The organism is Mycobacterium sp. HM-7 (assembly GCF_053852335.1).
In genome coordinates this window covers 1,678,508-1,699,216 of the sequence record NZ_CM132657.1, presented here as the reverse complement: position 1 = coordinate 1,699,216, position 20,709 = coordinate 1,678,508, and the positions used below count along the sequence as shown (strand labels likewise).

The window sequence follows — 20,709 nt, the reverse complement described above, 5'->3', positions numbered from 1 at the left end:
GTGCACCATACCCCGCAGGTCACCGTTTGGTAACGGCTTCTAAATTGACAAACGAGTAAATTTATACTCGGCCGAGGGAGGTGCCGAGGTGACAGCCAGTCCGAGAACCGCCACCGAGCCGTCGGTCGATGCCATCGCCGATGCTCTCGTCACCGCATCGCGCCTGCTCCTGGACATCACGGCGCGTTCGATCGCCGTCGTCGACGACACGCTGACGGTCCCCCAGCTGCGGGTTCTGGCGATCCTGTCCGCACGCGGCGCGACCAACCTGACCACACTGGCCGGCCAACTCGATGTACAGCCGTCGACCATCGGCCGGATGGCCGAGCGCCTGGCCACCGCCGGGCTGGTAGACCGGCACAAACACCCGGATTCCGGCCGCGAGATCGTGATCGAGCTGACCCGCCGCGGACGCGCCGTCGTGGACACCGTGGCCGCTCGGCGCCGCGCCGAGATCACCCGGATCGTCGAGCTCATGCCGGTGCGCGAGCGCAGGGGCATGGTCCGCGTACTGCACACCTTCGCCGCGGCCGGTGGCGAGCCGCCTGCCGACGCCCCGGCCGGTCTCGACTTCTAGTTCAGCTGCGGGGCACCAGGTACGGCGCGAGCGTCGTCAGCTTCTCGCAGGTCTCCTCGAACTCGCGCTCCGGCGTCGACTCGGCGATGATCCCGGCGCCGGCCCGCAGCCAGGTCTGGCCGTCGGCCTCGTAGGCCGATCGCAGCGTCAATGCGGCGTCCATGCCGCCGTCGGCGCTGAACATCACGACCGCGCCGGAATACAGCCCGCGCGGCGACTCGTCGAGCCGCATGATGGCGTCCACGCTCTCGGCCTTGGGAATACCGGAGGCCGTCACCGCGGGGAACAATGCCTCCAGCGCATGCATCCGGTCCATCTGGTCCGACAGCTCCCCGGACACCGTCGAACCCAGGTGCTGGACGCTGCCGCGCTCCCGCACCGTCATGAAATCGCTGACGACCGTGGTGCCCGGCTTGGCCACCTCGGCGATCTCCTCCTGCGAGCTGCGCACCGAAATCGCATGCTCGACGATCTCTTTCGAGTTCGACTCGAGGTCCTCACGGGCGGCCCGGTCGTGATCCGCGCCGCGGCCGAACGCGCGGGTGCCGGCCAGCGGCTCGGTGATCACGGTGCCGTCGGCGCGCACCGCGGCGACCAACTCCGGACTGAAGCCCAGGGCGCGAATCCCGCCCAGCCGCAACACGAATGACCGCACCGGGGTGTTGTTCGCCCGGCCCACGCGGTACGTCGCCGGGAAGTCGACCGCGAACGGCACCTCGAACCGGCGCGACAGGATCACCTTCTGATAATCGCCGGCAACGATCTCGGCGACGGCGGCGGCCACCCGCGCCGGATAGTCGCTGCCGTCGACACTCACGTCGACGGCGCGGGGGGCGCCGGCCGCCGGGATACCCGACTGCAGCAGACGATTCAGCGTCTCGGAGACCGCGTCCCCGTCCCCCGAAACCCGCACCTCGCCGTCGGTGACGACCACCTGCGTTTGCGCGCTGAAGACCCGCGCCAGCGGGGTCCCCGCCGGCAGGCGCTGCTGCAGCCCGAACCGGTAGGCGCCGAATTCGAAAGCGACCCAACCGAACAGCCGGTCCGTCTCCAGGAGCAGCCGGTCGACCGCGTCGCCGAGCACCTCTCCGGGCCGGCCGCTCCACGGCCGGCGGGCGATCGCGCCGCCGGCGTCGACGATCCGCAATTCGTCGCTGTCGAACTCGATGGCGGTGCGCACTCCGATGGCCAGCACCCACTCGCCCGAATGCTCGTAGCCGACGTAGTCGGCGCCGGAGCGCTCCGGTAGTTCAGCTGCCAGTTGCGCGATCAGATCGGCCGGGGCGACGTCGGCGGGCAAAGAAATGCGCGTCACCGACGCCGCGTCTATAGCTTCAGCAGTCACGAAAGTTAATTTAGCCTAACCTCACCCAAAAAACACTGCCCGCCCCTGTGATTCAGACCCCAGCGCCGGTTTGCGCCTCGCGTTTCGCGACGGTCCACCCACTGGCGGACGTCCGTTGCGCCCAGAAATCGGCATAGCGGCCACCGCGCGCCATCAGCTGGTCATGGCTGCCGCTGTCGTCGACCGTGCCGCAGTCGGACAGCACGACGATGTTGTCGGCCGCGGTGACCGTGGAGAGCTTGTGTGCGATCACGATGACGGTGCTGCGGTCCGCCAGCGCTCGGATGGAGGCGGCGACGTGCCGTTCGTTCTCGGGGTCCAGCGCGCTGGTGGCCTCGTCGAACAGCACGACCGGAGCGTTTTTCAGCAACGCGCGTGCGATCGAAACGCGTTGCCGTTCACCGCCGGACAGCGCTGAACCACCTTCACCGACCCGCGTCTCCCAGCCGCCCGGCAGCCGGTCCACGACGGACTGCAGACCCGCGGTGCGGGCCGCCTCCCGGATGTCGTCGTCGGACGCGGTCGGCGCACCGATCCGCACGTTCTCCCACAGGGTGTCGTCGAACAGGTACACATCCTGGAACACCAGGGACAACTGGGCCATCAGCTCCGCCGCGCCCTGATCGCGGACGTCCACGCCGCCGACCCGGACCACGCCCGCGTCCACGTCGTAGAAGCGCGCCAGTAGGCGGGTGATGGTGGTCTTGCCCGAGCCCGACGGGCCGACCAGCGCCGTCATGGTGCCCGGCGCGGCGACGAAGCTGACGTCCGCCAGTACCGGACGCCCCGGATAGCTGAACCCGACATGGTCCAGCTCGACCTGTCCGGGCTTCGACACTGCTTGCGGCGCAACAGGTTCCGGCAGCGCCGGGGTGTCCAGCACCGACGTGATGCGGTCCAGTTCAGCGCCGGCCATCCGCATCGCGGAGCCGTACTCGGCCAGTTCCGACAGCGGCGAGGTGAATCGCGCGGCCAGTCCGAGGATCGCCACCAGGGTCACCGGGTTGATCTCGCCGCCGACGGCCAGCCAGACGCCCACCGTGATCAGTCCGCCCAGCACCGCCTGCACACCGATGCCGCTCAGCATCATGCCCGCCACCGACGCCCACAGTGCCCGTTTGCCGACGTGCTCCTGTTCGGCCAGCGCCCCGGTCAGCGGATCGAACTCGGCCCCGGTGCGTCCGAACGCCCGCAGCACCGGCTGGCAGCGTGCGAATTCGATGACCCGGGTGTTGACCTCGATCTCGGCGGCGTGGGTGCGCGCCTCGGCCGACGCGAGCAGCGCGGCGGAGGCCCGGGTCGCGAGGATCAGCACCACCCCACCGGCCACTGCGGCGACGCCGATGCGCCAGTCGAAGACGAACAGGCCGGCCACCACGGTCAGCGCACTGGTGGTGTTGACCACCAGCGGCGTCACCAGGTGCGCACTACTCGTCCCGACGAAAGTCGTGCCCTTGACCGCGATCTGAGATACCTGGCCCACCCGCTCACGGGTGAACCAGCCCAGCGGCAGCGTGACCATGTGGTCGCCGAGCCGGTGGTGCAGCAGCCGCATGGTGGTCAGCGCCATCCGCATCGACTGCGCCGCCTGTACGTAGTGCGCGACGGCGCTGAGCAGCACCACCACCGCCAAGCCGACGAGCCAACCGCCCGCCGCCCCGAAGTCACCGTCGAACAGCGCAAGCGAGATCGGCACCAGCAGCGTCATCGAAAGACCGTGCAGCAGACCGTAACCGACGGCCCACGCCAGGAAGCTGTACATCCGGCCCCGCTCGGGGCCCAGGATCCGCAGGAATCCCCCGATCATCGTCATCGCGCCGCCTCCAACTCACCGGACGCCGTGTACGTCTGCCACATGCGCGCGAAATTGCCTTCCCGAGAGAGCAATTCGCCGTGTCGACCCTGTTCGACAATCCGTCCGTCGCCCAGGACGACGATGTTGTCCGCGCCGACGATCGACCCCAGCCGGTGTGCGATCACCAACACGGTCCGGCCCTCGATCAGGGTCGACAGCGCCGCCTGGATCTGCGCCTCGGAGTCCGGGTCGGCAAAGGCCGTGGCCTCGTCGAGCACCAGGATCGGGGTATCGGCGAGCAACGCGCGGGCGATACTGATGCGCTGGGCCTCACCGCCGGAGAAGTGCGCGTCCTCCCCGACGACCGAGTCATACCCGCGCGGCAGGGCCATGATCCGGTCGTGGATGTGCGCGGCGCGCGCCGCGGCGTGTACGTCCGCGTCGTCGGCGCCGGAGCGACCCAGCCGGATGTTGTCGGCCACGCTCATGCCCAGCAGCTGCACGTCCTGTAGGACGAATCCCACGTGCCGGTACAGCACCGCGGGATCGATCTGGCGGACGTCGACGTCGCCGATGCGCACCGCGCCCGCGGTGACATCGTGGAAGCGCGGCACCAGCGTCGCCAGCGTGGACTTGCCACTGCCGGACGGGCCGACCAGCGCGGTGATGCTGCCGGCCGGCAGCTCCAGCGAAATGTCCTGCAGCACTGTGTTGGTGCCGTCATACGAGAACTCGACGCCCGAGAAGCTGACCGAATTATCCTGCGGTACTTGCGGGTTCTCGGCAATCGGCAACTCGGGGGCGGTCAGCAGCGCCGTCAGCCGTCCGGCCGCGGCCACTGCCTGGCGGCTCGCGGCGGCCGAGTAGCCGACGGCCAGTACCGCCGTCGGGATGGTGACGGCGACGAGGGTCGATCCCAGCACCTCGATGGGCGTGACCCAACCACTGCGGATGAACCACAGGCCGCCGGCCAGGTTGACCAGCAGCACCACCGGTGCCTCGACGAACACCGAGGACACCGCGCGCAGCCGGACCATGGGGCCGACGAAACCTGCGAAGCCGTCGTTGAATTCGTCGGCGGCATCGGCAAATCGCTTGTGCGCCTTGCCGGTTTCGCCGAACGTCTTGACCACCGAGACGCCGGCGATGAACTCGACGATGGTCGCGCTGATCTGGGCGATGCCCTCGTTCATCTGCCCCATGCGGGCCGTCGCGCCGCGCATCAGGACGCCGTAGACCACGAGGTAGATCGGAATGGTGCCGATGGCCAGCAGGCCCAGCCGCCAGTCCAGGTACCAGCAGTACGCCAGGCCGAACGCCGGCGTCGCCAGCGCCCCGGTCTTCTCGACCGCGGCGTGCGCCACCAGGTGGTGCAGTTCGCCCACATCGTGCTGGACCGCCTTGCGCACCTCACCGGAGGACGTCGCACCGAACCAGCCCAGCGGAAGCCGCCCGAGCGTGGTCACCAGCCGACGGCGAAGTTCACCCTGCAACTGGACGTCGGCGTGGTGGGTGAGCGTCAGCGCCAGGCCGCCGGCCAGTGTGCGCACCCCGAGGCCGCCGCCGATGAAGACCGCGACGATGGTCCACACCCGGCCCGCGTCGATCGGGCCGCCGGCAAGCAGGCACCGGCCCAACTCGACGATGCCGATGAACGGCACCACCGTCGCCGCTGCCGCGATCAGCTGCAGCAATTGCGCCAGCGCGGTGCGGCCGCGCACCGGGGCCAGCAGCTCTTTCAGCGCCACGCGATCCTGCGCCGCCGCGAGCTTCGCCCGTTTGAGCTGCTCACGCGGCGACGGTTCTGCGTTGGTCATACGAATACCCACTCCGCCGATGACTAAGGTTTGCCTAACCATAGCCACTGGGTGTGGGGTATGCGCACCCGCCCGCTGTTCAGGCCAGGACGGTGCGCACCACGGCGTCGGCCAACAACCGGCCCGGATCGGTCAGCACCAGACGGTCGCCGGTGACCTCTACGAGACCGTCTGCCACCACCTCCTGCGCCCGGTCCCGCTCCGCCGCGGTGAGGACGGCGACCGGCAGACCGCTGCGCAGCCGCAGCCGCAACATGACGTCCTCGACGTGGCGGGTGGCGTCGTCCAGCTCCTCGAAGTCCGCGACCGGCAGGCTGCCCTCGGCCAGCGCCTGGGCATAAGCATTGGGGTGCTTCACATTCCACCACCGCCGACTGCCGACGAACCCGTGCGCGCCCGGTCCGGCACCCCACCATTGGCCGCCGTCCCAATAACCCAGATTGTGTCGGCACTCGCCGCCCGGACGGCTCCAGTTCGACACCTCGTACCAATCGAGGCCGGCCCGGCTCAAGTGCGTATCCAGCAGCTCGTAGCGGGCCGCGAGCACGTCGTCGTCGGGCGCAGGAAGCTCGCCGCGCCGGACCTTCCGGGCCAGGGCCGTGCCGTCCTCGACGATCAGGGCATAGGCCGAGACGTGGTCGACGCCGGCCTCGATCGCGGCGTCGGCGGAGCGGCGCAGGTCGTCGTCGGATTCCCCCGGCGTGCCGTAGATGAGGTCGAGGTTGACGTGCGCGAACCCGGCCGCCAGGGCCTCACGGGCGGCCGCCGGGGCGCGGCCCGCCGAATGGGTGCGGTCGAGTGCCAGCAGCACGTGCGGTGCCGTCGACTGCATACCGAGCGAAATGCGGGTGTAGCCGGCCTCGAGCAGCGCGGTGAAGAACTCCGGCGACGTCGACTCCGGATTGGATTCGGTGGTCACCTCGGCCCCGGGATCGAGGCGGAAGTTGTCCCGCACCGCGTCGAGTACCGCTGCGAGTCCGGAGCCACCGAGCAGGGATGGGGTACCGCCGCCGACGAACACCGTGTCGACCGGCAGCTCGACCTGGGCACCTGCCATCGCCAACTCGGTGCGCAGTGCCGTCAGCCAGCCCTCGGGACTGGCTCCGCCCAGCTCACTGGCGGTATAGGTGTTGAAATCGCAGTACCCGCACCGCGTCGCGCAGAAGGGCACGTGGATGTAGATCCCGAACGGACCGGCCACGGAAGCGCCGTGCCGCTGATCGGGGTTCATGGCAACCAGTGTCCCATCGCGGCTGGTGAAGTTTTGCTCACGCTGATCGCCAACCTGGCCCGGTTAGGCCGAATGCCCTGCTCGTGGCAGAATGACGGGGTGTCCGCCAGCCTCAACCGCGCCCTCGGTTCCGCATTGGTAATGCGGCGGCATGTCGACTTCAAGCGCGTATGCAGCTGTTGCTGTCTGCCTTGATGCCCGCCTTGATGCCTCAGCTCTGACAATCAGATCTTTCAGCCGGCACAGGATCGGCAATGCCGGACAGCCCCCGGCTAACGCGTGATCCAACGCCTGCTCTTGTGCGAAGGAAACCACCCCGTGACAACAGCAAAACCTGCCAAGACCCGCGATGAAGGCCAGTGGGCACTGGGCAATCGCGAGCCGCTGAACCCCAACGAGGTGTTCAAGCTGGAGGACGACGCACTCAACGTGCGCCAGCGCATCATCGACGTCCACTCCAAGCAGGGCTTCAGCAGCATCGACAAGGACGACCTGCGCGGCCGCTACCGCTGGATGGGTCTCTACACCCAGCGCGAGCAGGGCTACGACGGCACCTTCACCGGCGACGACAACGCCGACATGCTGGAAGCCCCGTACTTCATGATGCGGGTGCGCTGCGACGGTGGCGCGCTGACGAGCGCGGCCCTGCGGACCATCGGTGAAATCTCTGTCGAGTTCGCGCAGGACAGCGCCGACATCACCGACCGGGAGAACATCCAGTACCACTGGATCCGGATCGAGGATGTGCCCGAGATCTGGCGGCGCCTCGAATCCGTCGGCCTGCAGACCACCGAAGCGTGCGGCGACTGCCCGCGTGTGGTGCTGGGTGGCCCGCTGTCCGGTGAGTCGCTCACCGAGGTGCTCGACCCGAGCTGGGCCGTCGACGAGATCGTCAGCCGCTACATCGGCAACCCCGAGTTCTCCAACCTGCCGCGCAAGTACAAGACCGCCATCTCCGGCTTGCAGGACGTCGCGCACGAGATCAACGACATCGCCTTCATCGGCGTCAACCACCCCGAGCACGGCCCCGGCCTGGACATCTGGGTCGGCGGTGGGCTGTCCACCAACCCGATGCTGGCCCAGCGCCTCGGCGCGTGGGTGCCGCTGGCCGAGGTGCCGGACGTCTGGGAGGGCATCACCAAGGTCTTCCGCGACTACGGCTACCGCCGCCTGCGCTCCAAGGCCCGCCTGAAGTTCCTGATCAAGGACTGGGGCGTAGAAAAATTCAGGGAAGTTCTCGAGACCGAGTACCTCGGGCGCAAGCTCATCGACGGTCCCGCCCCGGAGCAGGTTCCGCACACCATCGACCACGTCGGCGTGCAGAAGCTCAAGAACGGCCTGAACGCCGTCGGCGTCGCGGCCATCGCCGGTCGCTCGTCGGGCACCATCCTGACCAAGGTCGCCGACCTGGCCGAGGCCGCCGGCTCCGACCGGATCCGCCTGACCCCGTACCAGAAGCTGATCATCCTCGACGTCGCCGACGACAAGGTCGAAGAACTGATCGCCGGCCTGGACGCCCTGGGCCTGCAGACGCGGCCGTCGCACTGGCGCAAGAACCTGATGGCCTGCACCGGCATCGAGTACTGCAAATTGTCGTTCGCCGAGACCCGTGTTCGGGCCCAGTCCCTGGTTCCGGAGCTGGAGCAGCGGCTGGCCGACCTGAACGCCGAGCTCGACGTCCCGGTGACGATCAACCTCAACGGCTGCCCGAACTCGTGCGCCCGCATCCAGATCGCCGACATCGGCTTCAAGGGCCAGATGATCGACGACGGGAATGGTCCCGAAGAGGGCTTCCAGGTACATCTGGGCGGCAGCCTCGGCTTGGACAGCGGTTTCGGCCGCAAGCTGCGTCAGCACAAGGTGCTGGCCACCGAGCTCGGCGACTACATCGATCGTGTCGTGCGCAACTTCGTGAAACAACGCGAGGCCGGCGAGCGTTTCGCTCAGTGGGCCATTCGGGCCGACGAAGCTGATTTGAGGTGAACGTAGACGTGAGTGGCATGACTGCAGTCGAACTGAGGGCACTCGCCGAGCGCGGGGCCGAAGAACTGGCCGACGCCACTGCCGAGGAACTGCTGCGCTGGGTCGAGGACAATTTTTCCGGCCAGTACGTGGTGGCTTCCAACATGCAGGACGCCGTGCTGGTCGAGATGGCGGCCAAGGTCCATCCCGGCGTCGACGTGCTGTTCCTGGACACGGGCTACCACTTCGCCGAGACCATCGGCACCCGCGACGCGGTCGAGGCCGTGTACGGGGTGAACGTGGTGAACGTGACGCCCGAGCAGACCGTCGCCGAGCAGGATCAGCTGGTGGGCAAGGACCTGTTCGCCAGCGACGCCGCCCGCTGCTGCAACCTGCGCAAGGTGCAGCCGCTGTCCAAGGCGCTCAAGGGCTACACGGCCTGGGTGACCGGTATCCGCCGGGTCGAGGCGCCGACGCGCGCCAACGCTCCGCTCATCAGTTTCGACGAGGCATTCGGTCTGGTGAAGATCAACCCGATCGCCGCGTGGAGCGACGACGACATGCAGGCGTACATCGAAGCCAACGGCATTCTCGTGAATCCGCTTGTGGACGAAGGCTATCCGTCCATCGGCTGCGCTCCGTGCACGCAGAAGCCGGTCGAGGGCGCTGACCCACGCAGTGGTCGCTGGGCCGGTCTGTCCAAGACCGAATGCGGTCTGCACGCGTCCTGAGGTTGTCTTGCAACTGATTCTCACCGCGCACGGCAGTGCCGATCCGCGGTCCGCGGCGAACGCCCGCGAGGTGGCTCGCACGGTGGCTGCCTCGCGGCGTGGCCTCGATGTCAAAGTGGCGTTCTGCGAACAGAATTCGCCGAATCTGCGGGACGTGCTGGCCGGCTCCCGCGCCGATGGTGTCGTCGTGCCACTGCTGTTGGCCGACGCCTATCACGCGCGCATCGACATCCCCGAGATGATCGCCGCGGTCAATCCGGCGGTCCGGCAGGCCGATGTACTCGGCGAAGACGACCGCCTGATCCACGTGCTGAGCCAGCGGCTCACGCACTCCGGAGTGTCCCGACTGGACGCCGGCGTCGGCGTCCTGGTGACGGCAGTGGGTTCGTCTTCGGCGGCGGCCAACGCACGCACCGGCGCGGTGGCCACCGGAATGGTCGCGGGCACCCACTGGCAGGCCACGACGGCGTTCGCCACCGGCCCGCAGGCGAACCTGGCCGAAGCCGCCGAGCAGTTGCTGGATCGAGGCGCGACGCGGCTGGTCATCGCGCCCTGGTTCCTGGCCCACGGCACAATCACCGACCGAGTCGCCGAATTCGCTGCCACACACCGGATTCCCATGGCCCAGCCGCTGGGCTCGCACCGGCTCGTCGCCGAGACCGTACTGGACCGCTTCGACGACGTCGCTGCCGTCCGGCACGCGGCGTAAGCCGTCTGAATCCTGGCAAGACTGCGGCCGCCGCCGTATGGATCGCGTATAGATCGTGGCACCGCAGCGACGACACCGGTTGACTCGGGCTCATGCGAATATCCGGGACAACCGATGTCTGACCTGCTGCAACTGCTGTCCATGATGGCGCTGCCGACATCGGTCCTCCTGGTGTGCCGCCGCGTCAACGGCGCGACCCGCGATCGCCCGCGGCTCGATCCTGATCACGCACCACGCTTCCGTCGCCTACGATCCGGACCGTCGACAACGATCCGGACCAAGGAGACACCGCGCGTGGGCACACACCCCGACACCGGCCGTAAGGGGCTGGGCCCTCTGGGTTCGGCCGGCCTGGCCATCAGCGCGCTGGGCGTCGTCTTCGGCGACATCGGGACCAGCCCGATCTACACCATGCAGACGCTGTTCAATCCCGATGACCCGCACCCGGTGCCGATCACCCATGACAACATCTACGGCGTCGTCTCCCTGGTGTTCTGGTCGGTGATGCTGATCGTCACCATCACCTACGTCAGCTTGGTGATGCGTGCCGACAACGACGGCGAGGGCGGCGTCATGGCGCTGATCACCCTGGTCAAGCGCTCGTCGAACAAGCTCGGCAAGCGCACCGCGTCCGTCCTCGCCGCACTCGGAATCCTCGGTGCCGCATTGTTTTTCGGTGACTCGATGATCACCCCGGCCATCTCGGTGCTGTCCGCGGTCGAAGGCTCGAAAACCATCGACCCCGGCCTCACGGACTGGGTGGTCCCGATCACCGCGGTGATCATCATCGCGCTGTTCAGCGTGCAGAGCCGCGGCACCGCGGTCGTCGGAAAGTTCTTCGGTCCGGTGATGATCGTGTGGTTCACGGTGATCGGCGCGTGCGGAGTGACGGGGATCGCCAGAGAGCCCGAGATCCTGCGCGCCCTGAACCCCGGGTACGCACTGAGCTTCATGGCCGGACATTTCCACATCGCGTTCTTCGCGCTGGCCGCCGTGGTGCTGTCGGTGACCGGCGCAGAAGCCCTGTACGCGGACATGGGCCATTTCGGCCGCAAGCCGATCACCTTTGCGTGGCTGCTGCTGGTGTTCCCGGCGTGCGTGCTGAGCTATTTCGGGCAGGGCGCGCTGCTGCTGCAGAACCCGACGGTTCACGACGCACCGTTCTTCCTGCTGACCCCTGACTGGGGCCGGCTGCCGATGGTGCTCCTGGCCACCGCGGCCACCGTGATCGCCTCGCAGGCCGTGATCACCGGAGCGTTCTCCGTCGCCGCCCAGGCCGCCCATCTGGGCTATCTGCCGCGACTGCGGATCCTGCACACATCGGCGTCCACGATGGGCCAGATCTACGTGCCCTGGATCAACAGCATGCTGTTGTTCGCCGTCCTGACCCTGGTATTCGCGTTCCGCAGCTCCGCCGCGCTCGGCTATGCGTACGGAATGGCGGTGACCGGGACCATGACCATCACCACCCTGCTGTTCCTCAACATCGCGCGGGCCAGATGGAACTGGCCCGTGTGGTCGGTGATCGCCATCGGCATCCCGCTGCTCACCGTGGACCTGTTGTTCCTCGCCGCCAACCTGACCAAGCTGGTGCACGGCGCCTGGCTGCCGCTGCTGATCGGGTTGATCGCGTTCACGGTGATGACCACCTGGCAGCAGGGCCGCGCGGTGGTGACCCGGGCCCGCGACGCTGTCGAAGGGCCGTTGCGCCAGTTCGTCGACTCCATCGTCTCCAGCGACCCGCCGCTGACGCGCGTACCGGGCACCGCGGTGTTCCTCAACCGCGGCATCGAGACCGCGCCGCTGGCCATGCGCGCCAACGTCAAGTACAACCGCATGCTGCACGAGCACGTGGTGGTGCTGTCCCTGGTGACGGCGACGGTGCCACGCGTCGCCCCCGCCGACCGGCTGGCCATCGACGACCTCGGCTACACCGACGACGGCATCATCCATGTCACCGCCACGTACGGCTACATGGACCGGCCCGACGTGCCCGCTGCCCTCGCGCTGCTCGATTCGGCTCACACCGAGGGGCCACTGGATCTCTCCGGCGCCACCTATTTCCTGTCCAAGGTCGATCTGGTGATGGGCAAGGAGCCCTCGATGGCCCCGTGGCGGACAAGGCTTTTCATCGGTACGTCGTACATCACTTCCGACGCCGCGGCCTATTTCCGGCTGCCACTCGACCGTACGGTGGTCCTGGGCTCCCGCATCGAGGTATGAAATACCGACCCCGGGGTGACGCGTTGTCCCAAGCAGATAGATTTTGTGATGATCGAAACCCTTGACGGAGCACCTGCGATTCAGCAGATTCGGCAGGTGCCTGTCGCGGCGTGACGGTCAGGTGTGGCACGGCAGTGCCGCGCGGGCATCACAATTTCACCAGCAGGTCCGACGAGAGGTCATCGATGGGCAAGATCTACGCCAATGTCACCGAATTGGTCGGCCGCACCCCGCTGGTCCGGCTCAATCGGGTGACAGAGAACGCTGGTGCACAGGTCGTCGCGAAGCTGGAGTTCTACAACCCGGCCAACAGCGTGAAAGACCGGATCGGCGTGGCGATCGTCGACGCCGCCGAACAGTCCGGTGAGCTCAAGCCCGGCGGCACCATCGTGGAGGCCACCAGCGGCAACACCGGCATCGCGCTGGCCCTGGTGGGTGCGGCCCGCGGCTACAAGGTCATCCTGACCATGCCGGAGACCATGTCCGTCGAACGACGGGTCATGCTGCGCGCATATGGCGCCGAGATCGTGCTGACGCCGGGTGCCGAGGGCATGGCCGGCGCGGTCGCCAAGGCCAAGCAGATTCTCGCCGAGACCCCCAACTCCGTCGCCGCCGACCAGTTCGCCAACCCGGCCAACCCCGCGATCCACGAGAAGACCACGGCCGAGGAGGTCTGGGCCGACACCGACGGCGAGGTCGACATCTTCGTCGCCGGCATCGGAACCGGCGGCACCCTCACGGGCGTCGGGCACGTCCTCAAGTCCCGCAAGCCCGACGTGAAGATCGTCGGCGTCGAACCGGTCGACTCCCCCATCCTCACCGGCGGGCAGGCCGGGCCGCACAAGATTCAGGGCCTCGGCGCGAACTTCGTCCCCGAGGTGCTGGACCGCTCCGTGTACGACGAGATCATCGACGTCGCGTTCCCCGACGCCATCGAGGTGGCCCGCGCGCTGGGCACCGACGAGGGCATCCTGGGCGGCATCTCGGCGGGCGCCAACGTGTGGGCCGCATTGGAGCTGGCCAAGCGCCCCGAGAACGCCGGCAAGCTGATCGTGGTGATCATCCCCGACTTCGGTGAGCGGTACGTCTCCACGGCCCTGTACGAGCACATCCGGGACTGACCCCGCATGACCCTGTTGGCGACCCTCCGCGAGGACCTGGACAACGCCCGCGGCCACGATCCGGCGGCGCGCGGCGATGTCGAGAACGCCCTGGTGTACTCCGGCCTGCATGCCATCTGGTCGCACCGGCTGGCCCACAAGCTGTGGACGAGGCCGGGCGGGCGTGGACCCGCGCGGGTGCTGGCACAGTTCACCCGGTTCCTCACGGGCATCGAGATTCACCCGGGGGCGACCATCGGCCGCCGGTTCTTCATCGACCACGGCATGGGCGTGGTGATCGGCGAGACCACCGAGATCGGTGACGACGTCATGCTCTATCACGGGGTGACCCTCGGCGGCCGCAGTCTCAATCACGGCAAGCGGCACCCCACCATCGGCAACCGGGTGACCGTCGGTGCGGGCGCCAAGGTGCTCGGCCCCATCATCATCGGTGACGACTCCGCCGTCGGCGCCAATGCCGTTGTCACACACGATGTTCCGGCAGATTCGATCGCGACCGGAATTCCGGCGATCGTGCGCCCGCGTACCGAGAAGCAGCGCGAGCCTGCCGTCGACCCGACCAGCTACATCGACCCGGCGATGTACATCTGACATTCGTTCGCCTGATGCTTTCCCGCCCTCGGCGCGGGGTCAACGCAAACACCGCGGCCGTGCAACCAGATCAGTCCGGTTGCACGGCCGCGGTGCGTAATCCCTTGTGGCTCAGGCGCGCGCCAGCACCGCCTCGACTTCTTGCGTGTGTCCCGCGATCGGCGGGATGCGGGTGGCCCGGACGTACACGGTGTCACCTTCGAGGAGCTGCAGCGCTTCAGCGTCACCGCGCGTGATCTGGGCGGTGAACGGCGTGTGGTCCGCCGCGGTCGTCAGCTCGACGCGAACCTCGAAGCCGAGGACCACCACGCGGTCGACCTTGGCCCGGAGCACTCCGGTGGCCGCCACATCGCCGTCGGCCGCAGAAATGGCCATGTCGGGGTTGCGGCCCACGCGAATGTCGTGGGGGCGCACCAGCGTCCCGTTGAGCGTCGACACCGCGCCGAGGAACGACATCACGAACGGGTTGGCCGGGCTGTCGTAGACCTCGGTCGGCGACCCGACCTGCTCGATGCGACCTTTGTTCAGCACCGCGATCCGGTCGGCGACGTCGAGCGCCTCGGCCTGGTCGTGCGTGACCAGCACGGTGGTGACGTGCACCTCGTCGTGCAGACGACGCAGCCAGGTGCGCAGGTCGTCACGGACCTTGGCGTCGAGGGCACCGAACGGCTCGTCGAGCAGCAGCACCTGGGGATCGACCGCGAGGGCCCGGGCCAGTGCCATACGCTGACGCTGGCCGCCGGAGAGCTGGCTGGGGTAGCGCGTCTGGAAACCGCTCAGGCCCACCACTTCCAGCAGGTCGTCGACCTTCGCTTTGACCTCGGACTTGGGCTTCTTGCGGATCTTCAGGCCGAACGCGACGTTCTCGCGCACGGTGAGGTGCTTGAACGCCGCGTAGTGCTGGAAGACGAACCCGATGCCACGGCGCTGGGGCGGCACGCCGGTGACGTCGTTGCCCTTGATGGTGATGGTGCCCGTGTCCGGGGTGTCGAGGCCGGCGATGGCCCGCAACAGAGTGGACTTGCCCGACCCACTCGGGCCGAGCAGCGCGGTCAGCGACCCCTCGGGCACGTCGAAGTCGACGTTGTCGAGGGCCGCGAAGTCGCCGTAGTGCTTGTTGGCACCGCGCACCGTGATGGCGGGCGGGCTGCCCTGCTTCTGCTCGTCACTCATGATCGGTTTCTTCCTATCGAAAGCTCATTGTGCCGCCCGGACACGCCGGGCGTCGAGGATTACCTGCACGATCAGCACGATCACCGCGACGGCCATCAGCACTGTCGACATGGCGTAAGCGCCGTATTCGGCGCCGCGGCTGTACCGATCGGAGACCAGCAGGGTGAGGGTCTGGGATTGGCCGGGCAGGTTGGAGGACACCATGACGACGGCGCCGTACTCCCCCAGCGTGCGGGCAACGGTCAGGACGACGCCGTAGGTCAGGCCCCAGCGGATGGAGGGCAGCGTGATCCGCCAGAACGTCTGCCACCACTGCGCGCCCAGGGTGGAGGCTGCTTCTTCCTGGTCGGTGCCCAGTTCGTGCAACACCGGTTCGACCTCGCGAATCACGAACGGCACGGTCACGAAGATGCTGGCCAGCACGATGCCGGGGAAGCCGAAGATGATCTTGAATCCCCAGCTGTGCTCGACGAAGCCCAGCAGGCCGGCCGATCCCCACAACAGGATCAACGCCACACCGACGACGACGGGCGAGACCGCGAACGGCAGGTCGATCACCGCCTGCAGCACACTCTTGCCGCGGAACCTGTTGCGGGCCAACACCAATGCGGTCGGCACTCCGAACAGCACATTGAGCGGCACCACGATGGCGACGACGAGCAATGACAACTGCAGCGCGGAAATCGCTGCCGGCGTGCTGATCTGGGCGAAGAACTCGCCCAGACCGGGCTGGAATGTCCGCCAGAGGATCAGGCCGACTGGCACGATGACGAGCACTGCGATGTAGGCCAACGCGACGTACCGGGCGAGATAGCGAACCAGTGGCGAGAGGGTCATGCGGAAAGCTCCTGACGCTTGGCCGCGCGCGATCCGATGACCCGCAGTACGAACAGCACGACGAACGAGATCAACAGCAGCACAATCGAGATCGCCGCTGCGCCCGTGGGGTCGTCGTTTTCGATCAGCGTCCGAATCCACTGCGAGGACACCTCGGTCTCGCCGGGTACCGCGCCACCGATCAGCACCACCGAGCCGAATTCGCCGATGGCGCGCGAGAAGGCCAGGCCGGCGCCCGAGAGCAGCGAGGGCAGCAGCGCCGGCAGCACGACCTTGGTGAAGATCACGAAGTTGTTGGCGCCCAGTGACGCGGCCGCCTCCTCGGTTTCCCGGTCCAGTTCGAGCAGCACCGGCTGCACCGACCGCACCACGAACGGCAGCGTCACGAACAGCAGGGCAACGCCGATGCCCCACTTGGTGTGCTGGAGATGCAGGTTGACCGGACTGGCCGGACCGTAGAGCGCCAGCATCACGAGGCTGGCCACGATGGTCGGCAACGCGAACGGCAGGTCGATGACCGCGTCTACGAGTCGCTTACCGAGGAAGTCGTCCCGGGTCAGCACCCACGCCACCAACAGCCCGAAGACGAGGTTGATGAGCGCAACGGCCGCCGAGACCTCCAGCGTCACCCGGAAGGAGGCGAGTGCTGAATTTGATGTCACCGCGGACCAGAAGTACCCCCAGCCGCCGCGGGCGGACTGCACCAGAATCGCGGCCAGCGGCAGCAACACGATGACGGACAACCAGATGCTCGCCGCCCCGACCCGTAACGACGTGCTGCCGAGGGCGTTCCGCACACCGGGACCCGGCCCGGCCGAGTCACCATTGGACTCGGGCCGGGCCGGGACGCCGTCGAACTGAACAGTGCTTGTCATCCAGTGGCCTGCTTGTAGATCTTGGTGATGCTGCCGTTTTCCTTGTCGAACAACGCCGGATCGACCGTCTTCCATCCACCCAGGTCAGCGATGGTCCACAGCTTCTCCGGGGTCGGGAAGTCCTTGGCGAATTCGGCGGTGACGGCAGGATCGACCGGACGGAACCCCGCCTGGGCCCACAGCTTCTGGCCCTCCGCGGTGTAGAGGAAGTTCTTCAGCGCGTTGGCCTTGTCCTGGTGCGGACCCGACGTCACGACAGCCACCGGGTTCTCGATCTTGAAGGTCTGCGGCGGGTTGACGTGCTCGACGTCCTTGCCCTGCCGCTCGACGTTGATGGCCTCGTTCTCGTAGCTGATCAGCACGTCACCGGTGCCGTGCAGGAACAGGTCGGTGGCTTCCCGGCCCGAGCCCGGACGCGTCTTGATGTGCTCGACGACCAGCTGCCGGACGAAGTCGATGCCGGCCTGGGCATCCTTGCCACCGTTGCTCTTCACGGCGTACGGCGCGAGCAGGTTCCACTTGGCCGAACCCGAGCTCAGCGGGCTCGGTGTGACGACCTCGATGCCCGGCTTGAGCAGGTCGTCCCAATCCTTGATGCCCTTGGGGTTGCCCTTGCGCACGACCAGCGACACCACCGAACCGAACGGGACTCCCTTCGTGGCATCGGCGTTCCAGTCCTTGCTGACCTTGCCGGCCTTCACCAGGCGGGTGACGTCGGGCTCCACCGAGAAGTTGACGATGTCGGCGGGTGCGCCCGACTCGACCTTGCGCGACTGGTCACCCGAGGCGCCGTACGACGTCGTCACCGCGACACCCTTGCCTTCGGGCGTGGCGGCGAACGCCGGGATGATCTTGCTCCAGCCGGGCTCCGGCACGGCATAGGCCACCAGGGTGAGGGTGGTGTTGGCACCCGACTGCGCACCGCCACCACCGCCGGCGACGTCACTCGCGCCGCCACCGCAGGCGGCGAGCACCGTGGTGCTGGCCACGACGGCAGCGACCGCGGTGGCGGGTCGCCAGTTCTTGATGATCTTGTGCATTGGTGGACCTTCCTTGCGGGTTTACGGGATGAGCTACCCGTCACACGGCAAGGTGGTTGATCAGCACGTGGGCATAGCAGTGGCCAACGCCGATCCCAGAAACCGCGGACGGAAACGGGTCAGCGACAACAGGCGACGTCAGCAACAGCGCGGGTACCCACGGCAATGAGAGCCAGGATGTGGCCCTCGGTAGTGCCGGACGCTGCGTGCATGGCGGGAAGAATATCAGAGGTTGCTCGGCAGCTACTGCTCAGCGAGTGAGCAGCCAGGTGACAATGACGAGCACCACCAGCAGCACCAGGATCAGGGTCACCCTCGACTGAGGCAGTCCGTTCACAGTGCGTCCTCCTCGACGTGGCGGGCCCGGTGCAGCAGGGTGATGGTGTAGCCCAGAGCCACGTCGAGCAGCACTGCCAGGCCGTATGCGAGCAGCAGCACCACAGGCATCACGATGATGGTCTGTAGCACGAACGACAGACCGGACAGCCACAGCTCAACGCCGTCCCACCAATTCAGAATGCCGTTCATCGATTCCAGCCTACGGTGTGCGCCCTTTCGAATCGCGATGGGTTGAATCCGGCAGGCCTCCTCGGGCCTTTCAGTGGACGCCAACCGCAGATGCAGTCGATGATGTGCGAATGGTGCTGCCACACACGGACAAGTCAGGTCAGTCCAACGACCCGGGCCACATCTTGGCGAATGGTCACGGGATTCCTCATCTCGCCGCCGCGGGCGACGATTCGCTGACCGGCGGTGCGATTTCGACGGCGGTACGCACGCCGTTCCCACCGATCGCGGACTACGCCTTCCTGTCCGACTGCGAGAACACCTGCCTGATCTCCTCGGCGGGCTCCGTGGAGTGGATGTGTGTACCGCGCCCGGACTCCCCCAGCGTCTTCGGCTCCATCCTGGACCGCGGCGCCGGCCACTTCCGGCTCGCGCCCTACGGGGTGACGGTGCCGTCCGCACGGCGGTACCTCCCGGGCTCGCTGATCCTGGAGACCACGTGGCAGACGCACACCGGCTGGGCCATCGTGCGCGACGCCCTCGTGATGGGGCCGTGGCACGACATCGAGACCCGGTCGCGGACCCACCGTCGCACCCCGATGGACTGGGACGCCGAGCACATCCTGCTGCGCACCGTCCGCTGCGTCAGCGGCACCGTCGAGTTCGTCATGAGCTGTGAACCCTCGTTCGACTACCACCGGGAAAGCGCGGCCTGGGAGTACTCGGCGGCCGCCTACGGCGAGGCCATCGCGCGGGCCGGCAAGAACCCGGAGGCGCATCCGACGATGCGGCTGACCACCAACCTGCGGATCGGTCTGGAGGGCCACGAGGCGCGGGCCAGGACCAGGCTCACCGAGGGCGACAAGGTGTTCGTCGCGCTGTCGTGGTCCAAACACCCGGCGCCCCAGACCTTCGACGAGGCCTCCGACAAGATGTGGAAGACCAGCGAGGCGTGGCGGCAGTGGATCAACGTCGGCGACTTCCCGGACCACCCGTGGCGGTCGTACCTGCAGCGCAGCGCGCTGACCCTCAAGGGCCTGACCTACTCACCGACCGGCGCACTACTGGCCGCGAGTACCACGTCGCTGCCGGAAACCCCGCAGGGCGAACGGAACTGGGACTACCGGTACTCGTGGATCCGCGACTCCACGTTCGCACTGTGGGGCCTGTACACCCTGGGGCTGGACCGCGAGGCCGACGACTTCTTCTCGTTCATCGCCGACGTGTCCGGCGCGAACAATGGTGAGCGCCATCCCCTTCAGGTGATGTACGGCGTCGGCGGCGAGCGCAGCCTCGTCGAGGAGGAACTGCATCACCTGTCCGGCTACGACTACTCACGGCCGGTCCGGATCGGCAACGGCGCCTACAACCAGATGCAGCACGACATCTGGGGCACGATGCTCGATTCGGTCTACCTGCACGCCAAGTCCCGCGAGCAGATTCCCGAGATGCTGTGGCCGGTGCTGAAAAACCAAGTGGAAGAAGCGATCAAGCACTGGAAGGAACCCGACCGCGGCATCTGGGAGGTGCGCGGCGAGCCGCAGCACTTCACGTCCAGCAAGATCATGTGCTGGGTGGCGTTGGACCGCGGTTCGAAACTCGCTGAGCTGCAAGGGGAAAAGTCCTACGCGCAGCAGTGGCGCAAGATCGCCGATGAGATCAAGGAAGACGTCCTCACCCACGGTGTCGACAAGCGCGGAGTGCTGACGCAGCGTTACGGCGACGACGCCCTCGATGCCTCACTGCTGCTCGCGATCCTCACCCGGTTCCTGCCGGCCGACGACCCGCGGGTGCGTGCGACCGTGCTGGCCATCGCCGAAGAGCTCACCGAGGAAGGTCTGGTGCTGCGCTACCGCACCGAAGAGACCGACGACGGATTGTCCGGCGAGGAAGGCACTTTCACCATCTGCTCGTTCTGGCTGGTGTCCGCGCTGGTCGAGATCGGCGAAGTGAGCCGGGCCCGGCACCTCTGTGAGAAACTCCTGTCGTTCGCCAGCCCGCTGCACCTCTACGCCGAGGAGATCGAGCCCCGCACCGGCCGGCACCTGGGCAACTTCCCGCAAGCGTTCACCCACCTGGCACTGATCAACGCCGTCGTGCACGTGATCCGCGCCGAAGAAGAGGCCGACAGCAGCGGGGTGTTCCAGCCCGCCAACGCGCCGATGTGACAGGTGA

The 20,709-nt window shown here is 67.5% G+C and carries 19 protein-coding genes; 9 read left to right on the top strand and 10 right to left on the bottom strand.

Going from position 1 to position 20,709, the window contains the following annotated elements:
- Nucleotides 1-88: 88 nt before the first annotated feature.
- Nucleotides 89-577: a MarR family winged helix-turn-helix transcriptional regulator gene (locus ACWW1C_RS08135; RefSeq protein ID WP_455982954.1), complete on the top strand. Its 489-nt coding sequence runs from the start codon at nt 89-91 to the stop codon at nt 575-577.
- A gap of 1 nt (nt 578) precedes the next feature.
- On the opposite strand, the gene ACWW1C_RS08130 is transcribed toward ACWW1C_RS08135, so the two are convergent.
- The 4 genes from ACWW1C_RS08130 to hemW all read right to left on the bottom strand — a co-directional run bounded on the left by ACWW1C_RS08130 (nt 579) and on the right by hemW (nt 6,765).
- Entirely contained in the window at nt 579-1,922 is a 1,344-nt protein-coding gene (locus ACWW1C_RS08130; protein ID WP_455982953.1) for a salicylate synthase, read from the bottom strand.
- Nucleotides 1,923-1,974: 52 nt separating this feature from the next.
- Nucleotides 1,975-3,729, bottom strand: coding sequence for an ABC transporter ATP-binding protein (locus ACWW1C_RS08125; RefSeq protein WP_455984196.1), 1,755 nt, complete (start codon nt 3,727-3,729; stop codon nt 1,975-1,977).
- Between the two features lie 2 nt (nt 3,730-3,731).
- The gene (locus ACWW1C_RS08120; RefSeq protein WP_455982952.1) at nt 3,732-5,534 is read right to left on the bottom strand and encodes an ABC transporter ATP-binding protein; all 1,803 of its coding nucleotides are present in this window, start codon (nt 5,532-5,534) and stop codon (nt 3,732-3,734) included.
- A 79-nt stretch (nt 5,535-5,613) separates the two neighbouring features.
- Nucleotides 5,614-6,765, bottom strand: a complete 1,152-nt coding sequence (gene hemW / locus ACWW1C_RS08115; protein WP_455982951.1) for a radical SAM family heme chaperone HemW — start codon at nt 6,763-6,765, stop codon at nt 5,614-5,616.
- Between the two features lie 72 nt (nt 6,766-6,837).
- On the opposite strand from hemW, the gene ACWW1C_RS08110 reads away from it, so the two are divergent.
- The 7 genes from ACWW1C_RS08110 (at nt 6,838) to epsC (ending at nt 14,102) form a co-directional block, all read left to right on the top strand.
- Complete coding sequence (locus ACWW1C_RS08110; RefSeq protein WP_455984195.1) at nt 6,838-6,960, top strand: Ms4527A family Cys-rich leader peptide; 123 nt, start codon at nt 6,838-6,840, stop codon at nt 6,958-6,960.
- 123 nt (nt 6,961-7,083) lie between these two features.
- On the top strand, nt 7,084-8,748 hold the full coding sequence (locus tag ACWW1C_RS08105) for a nitrite/sulfite reductase (protein WP_455982950.1): 1,665 nt from the start codon (nt 7,084-7,086) through the stop codon (nt 8,746-8,748).
- 17 nt (nt 8,749-8,765) lie between these two features.
- Nucleotides 8,766-9,458, top strand: a complete 693-nt coding sequence (locus ACWW1C_RS08100) for a phosphoadenylyl-sulfate reductase (RefSeq protein ID WP_455982949.1) — start codon at nt 8,766-8,768, stop codon at nt 9,456-9,458.
- Between the two features lie 7 nt (nt 9,459-9,465).
- Nucleotides 9,466-10,167 (top strand): sirohydrochlorin chelatase, encoded by a 702-nt coding sequence (locus tag ACWW1C_RS08095; protein WP_455982948.1) that lies wholly within the window; start codon nt 9,466-9,468, stop codon nt 10,165-10,167.
- Nucleotides 10,168-10,281: 114 nt separating this feature from the next.
- Nucleotides 10,282-12,390 (top strand): potassium transporter Kup, encoded by a 2,109-nt coding sequence (locus ACWW1C_RS08090; RefSeq protein ID WP_455982947.1) that lies wholly within the window; start codon nt 10,282-10,284, stop codon nt 12,388-12,390.
- Between the two features lie 185 nt (nt 12,391-12,575).
- Nucleotides 12,576-13,511, top strand: coding sequence for a cysteine synthase A (gene cysK, locus ACWW1C_RS08085; protein WP_455982946.1), 936 nt, complete (start codon nt 12,576-12,578; stop codon nt 13,509-13,511).
- A 6-nt stretch (nt 13,512-13,517) separates the two neighbouring features.
- The gene (gene epsC, locus ACWW1C_RS08080; protein WP_455982945.1) at nt 13,518-14,102 is read left to right on the top strand and encodes a serine O-acetyltransferase EpsC; all 585 of its coding nucleotides are present in this window, start codon (nt 13,518-13,520) and stop codon (nt 14,100-14,102) included.
- Between the two features lie 111 nt (nt 14,103-14,213).
- Here the strand turns inward: epsC and ACWW1C_RS08075 are convergent, their stop codons facing one another.
- The 6 genes from ACWW1C_RS08075 to ACWW1C_RS08050 form a co-directional block, all read right to left on the bottom strand.
- On the bottom strand, nt 14,214-15,275 hold the full coding sequence (locus ACWW1C_RS08075) for a sulfate/molybdate ABC transporter ATP-binding protein (RefSeq protein ID WP_455982944.1): 1,062 nt from the start codon (nt 15,273-15,275) through the stop codon (nt 14,214-14,216).
- A gap of 24 nt (nt 15,276-15,299) precedes the next feature.
- A complete protein-coding gene (gene cysW / locus ACWW1C_RS08070; protein ID WP_455982943.1) occupies nt 15,300-16,112 on the bottom strand; it encodes a sulfate ABC transporter permease subunit CysW in 813 nt (270 codons plus the stop codon).
- Nucleotides 16,109-16,987 (bottom strand): sulfate ABC transporter permease subunit CysT, encoded by an 879-nt coding sequence (gene cysT / locus ACWW1C_RS08065; protein ID WP_455982942.1) that lies wholly within the window; start codon nt 16,985-16,987, stop codon nt 16,109-16,111. Before cysT ends, cysW begins: the two co-directional genes overlap by 4 nt.
- Nucleotides 16,984-18,027 (bottom strand): sulfate ABC transporter substrate-binding protein, encoded by a 1,044-nt coding sequence (locus ACWW1C_RS08060; RefSeq protein WP_455982941.1) that lies wholly within the window; start codon nt 18,025-18,027, stop codon nt 16,984-16,986. Before ACWW1C_RS08060 ends, cysT begins: the two co-directional genes overlap by 4 nt.
- 119 nt (nt 18,028-18,146) lie before the next feature.
- Nucleotides 18,147-18,239, bottom strand: coding sequence for an Ms4533A family Cys-rich leader peptide (locus tag ACWW1C_RS08055; protein WP_350224460.1), 93 nt, complete (start codon nt 18,237-18,239; stop codon nt 18,147-18,149).
- Nucleotides 18,240-18,360: 121 nt separating this feature from the next.
- Nucleotides 18,361-18,555: a hypothetical protein gene (locus tag ACWW1C_RS08050; protein ID WP_455982940.1), complete on the bottom strand. Its 195-nt coding sequence runs from the start codon at nt 18,553-18,555 to the stop codon at nt 18,361-18,363.
- Nucleotides 18,556-18,665: 110 nt separating this feature from the next.
- Here ACWW1C_RS08050 and ACWW1C_RS08045 point away from each other — a divergent pair, with 110 nt between their 5' ends.
- Nucleotides 18,666-20,702 carry a glycoside hydrolase family 15 protein gene (locus ACWW1C_RS08045; protein ID WP_455982939.1) on the top strand — a complete coding sequence of 679 codons (2,037 nt, stop codon included), beginning with the start codon at nt 18,666-18,668 and terminating at the stop codon, nt 20,700-20,702.
- The last annotated feature ends 7 nt before the right edge of the window (nt 20,703-20,709 follow it).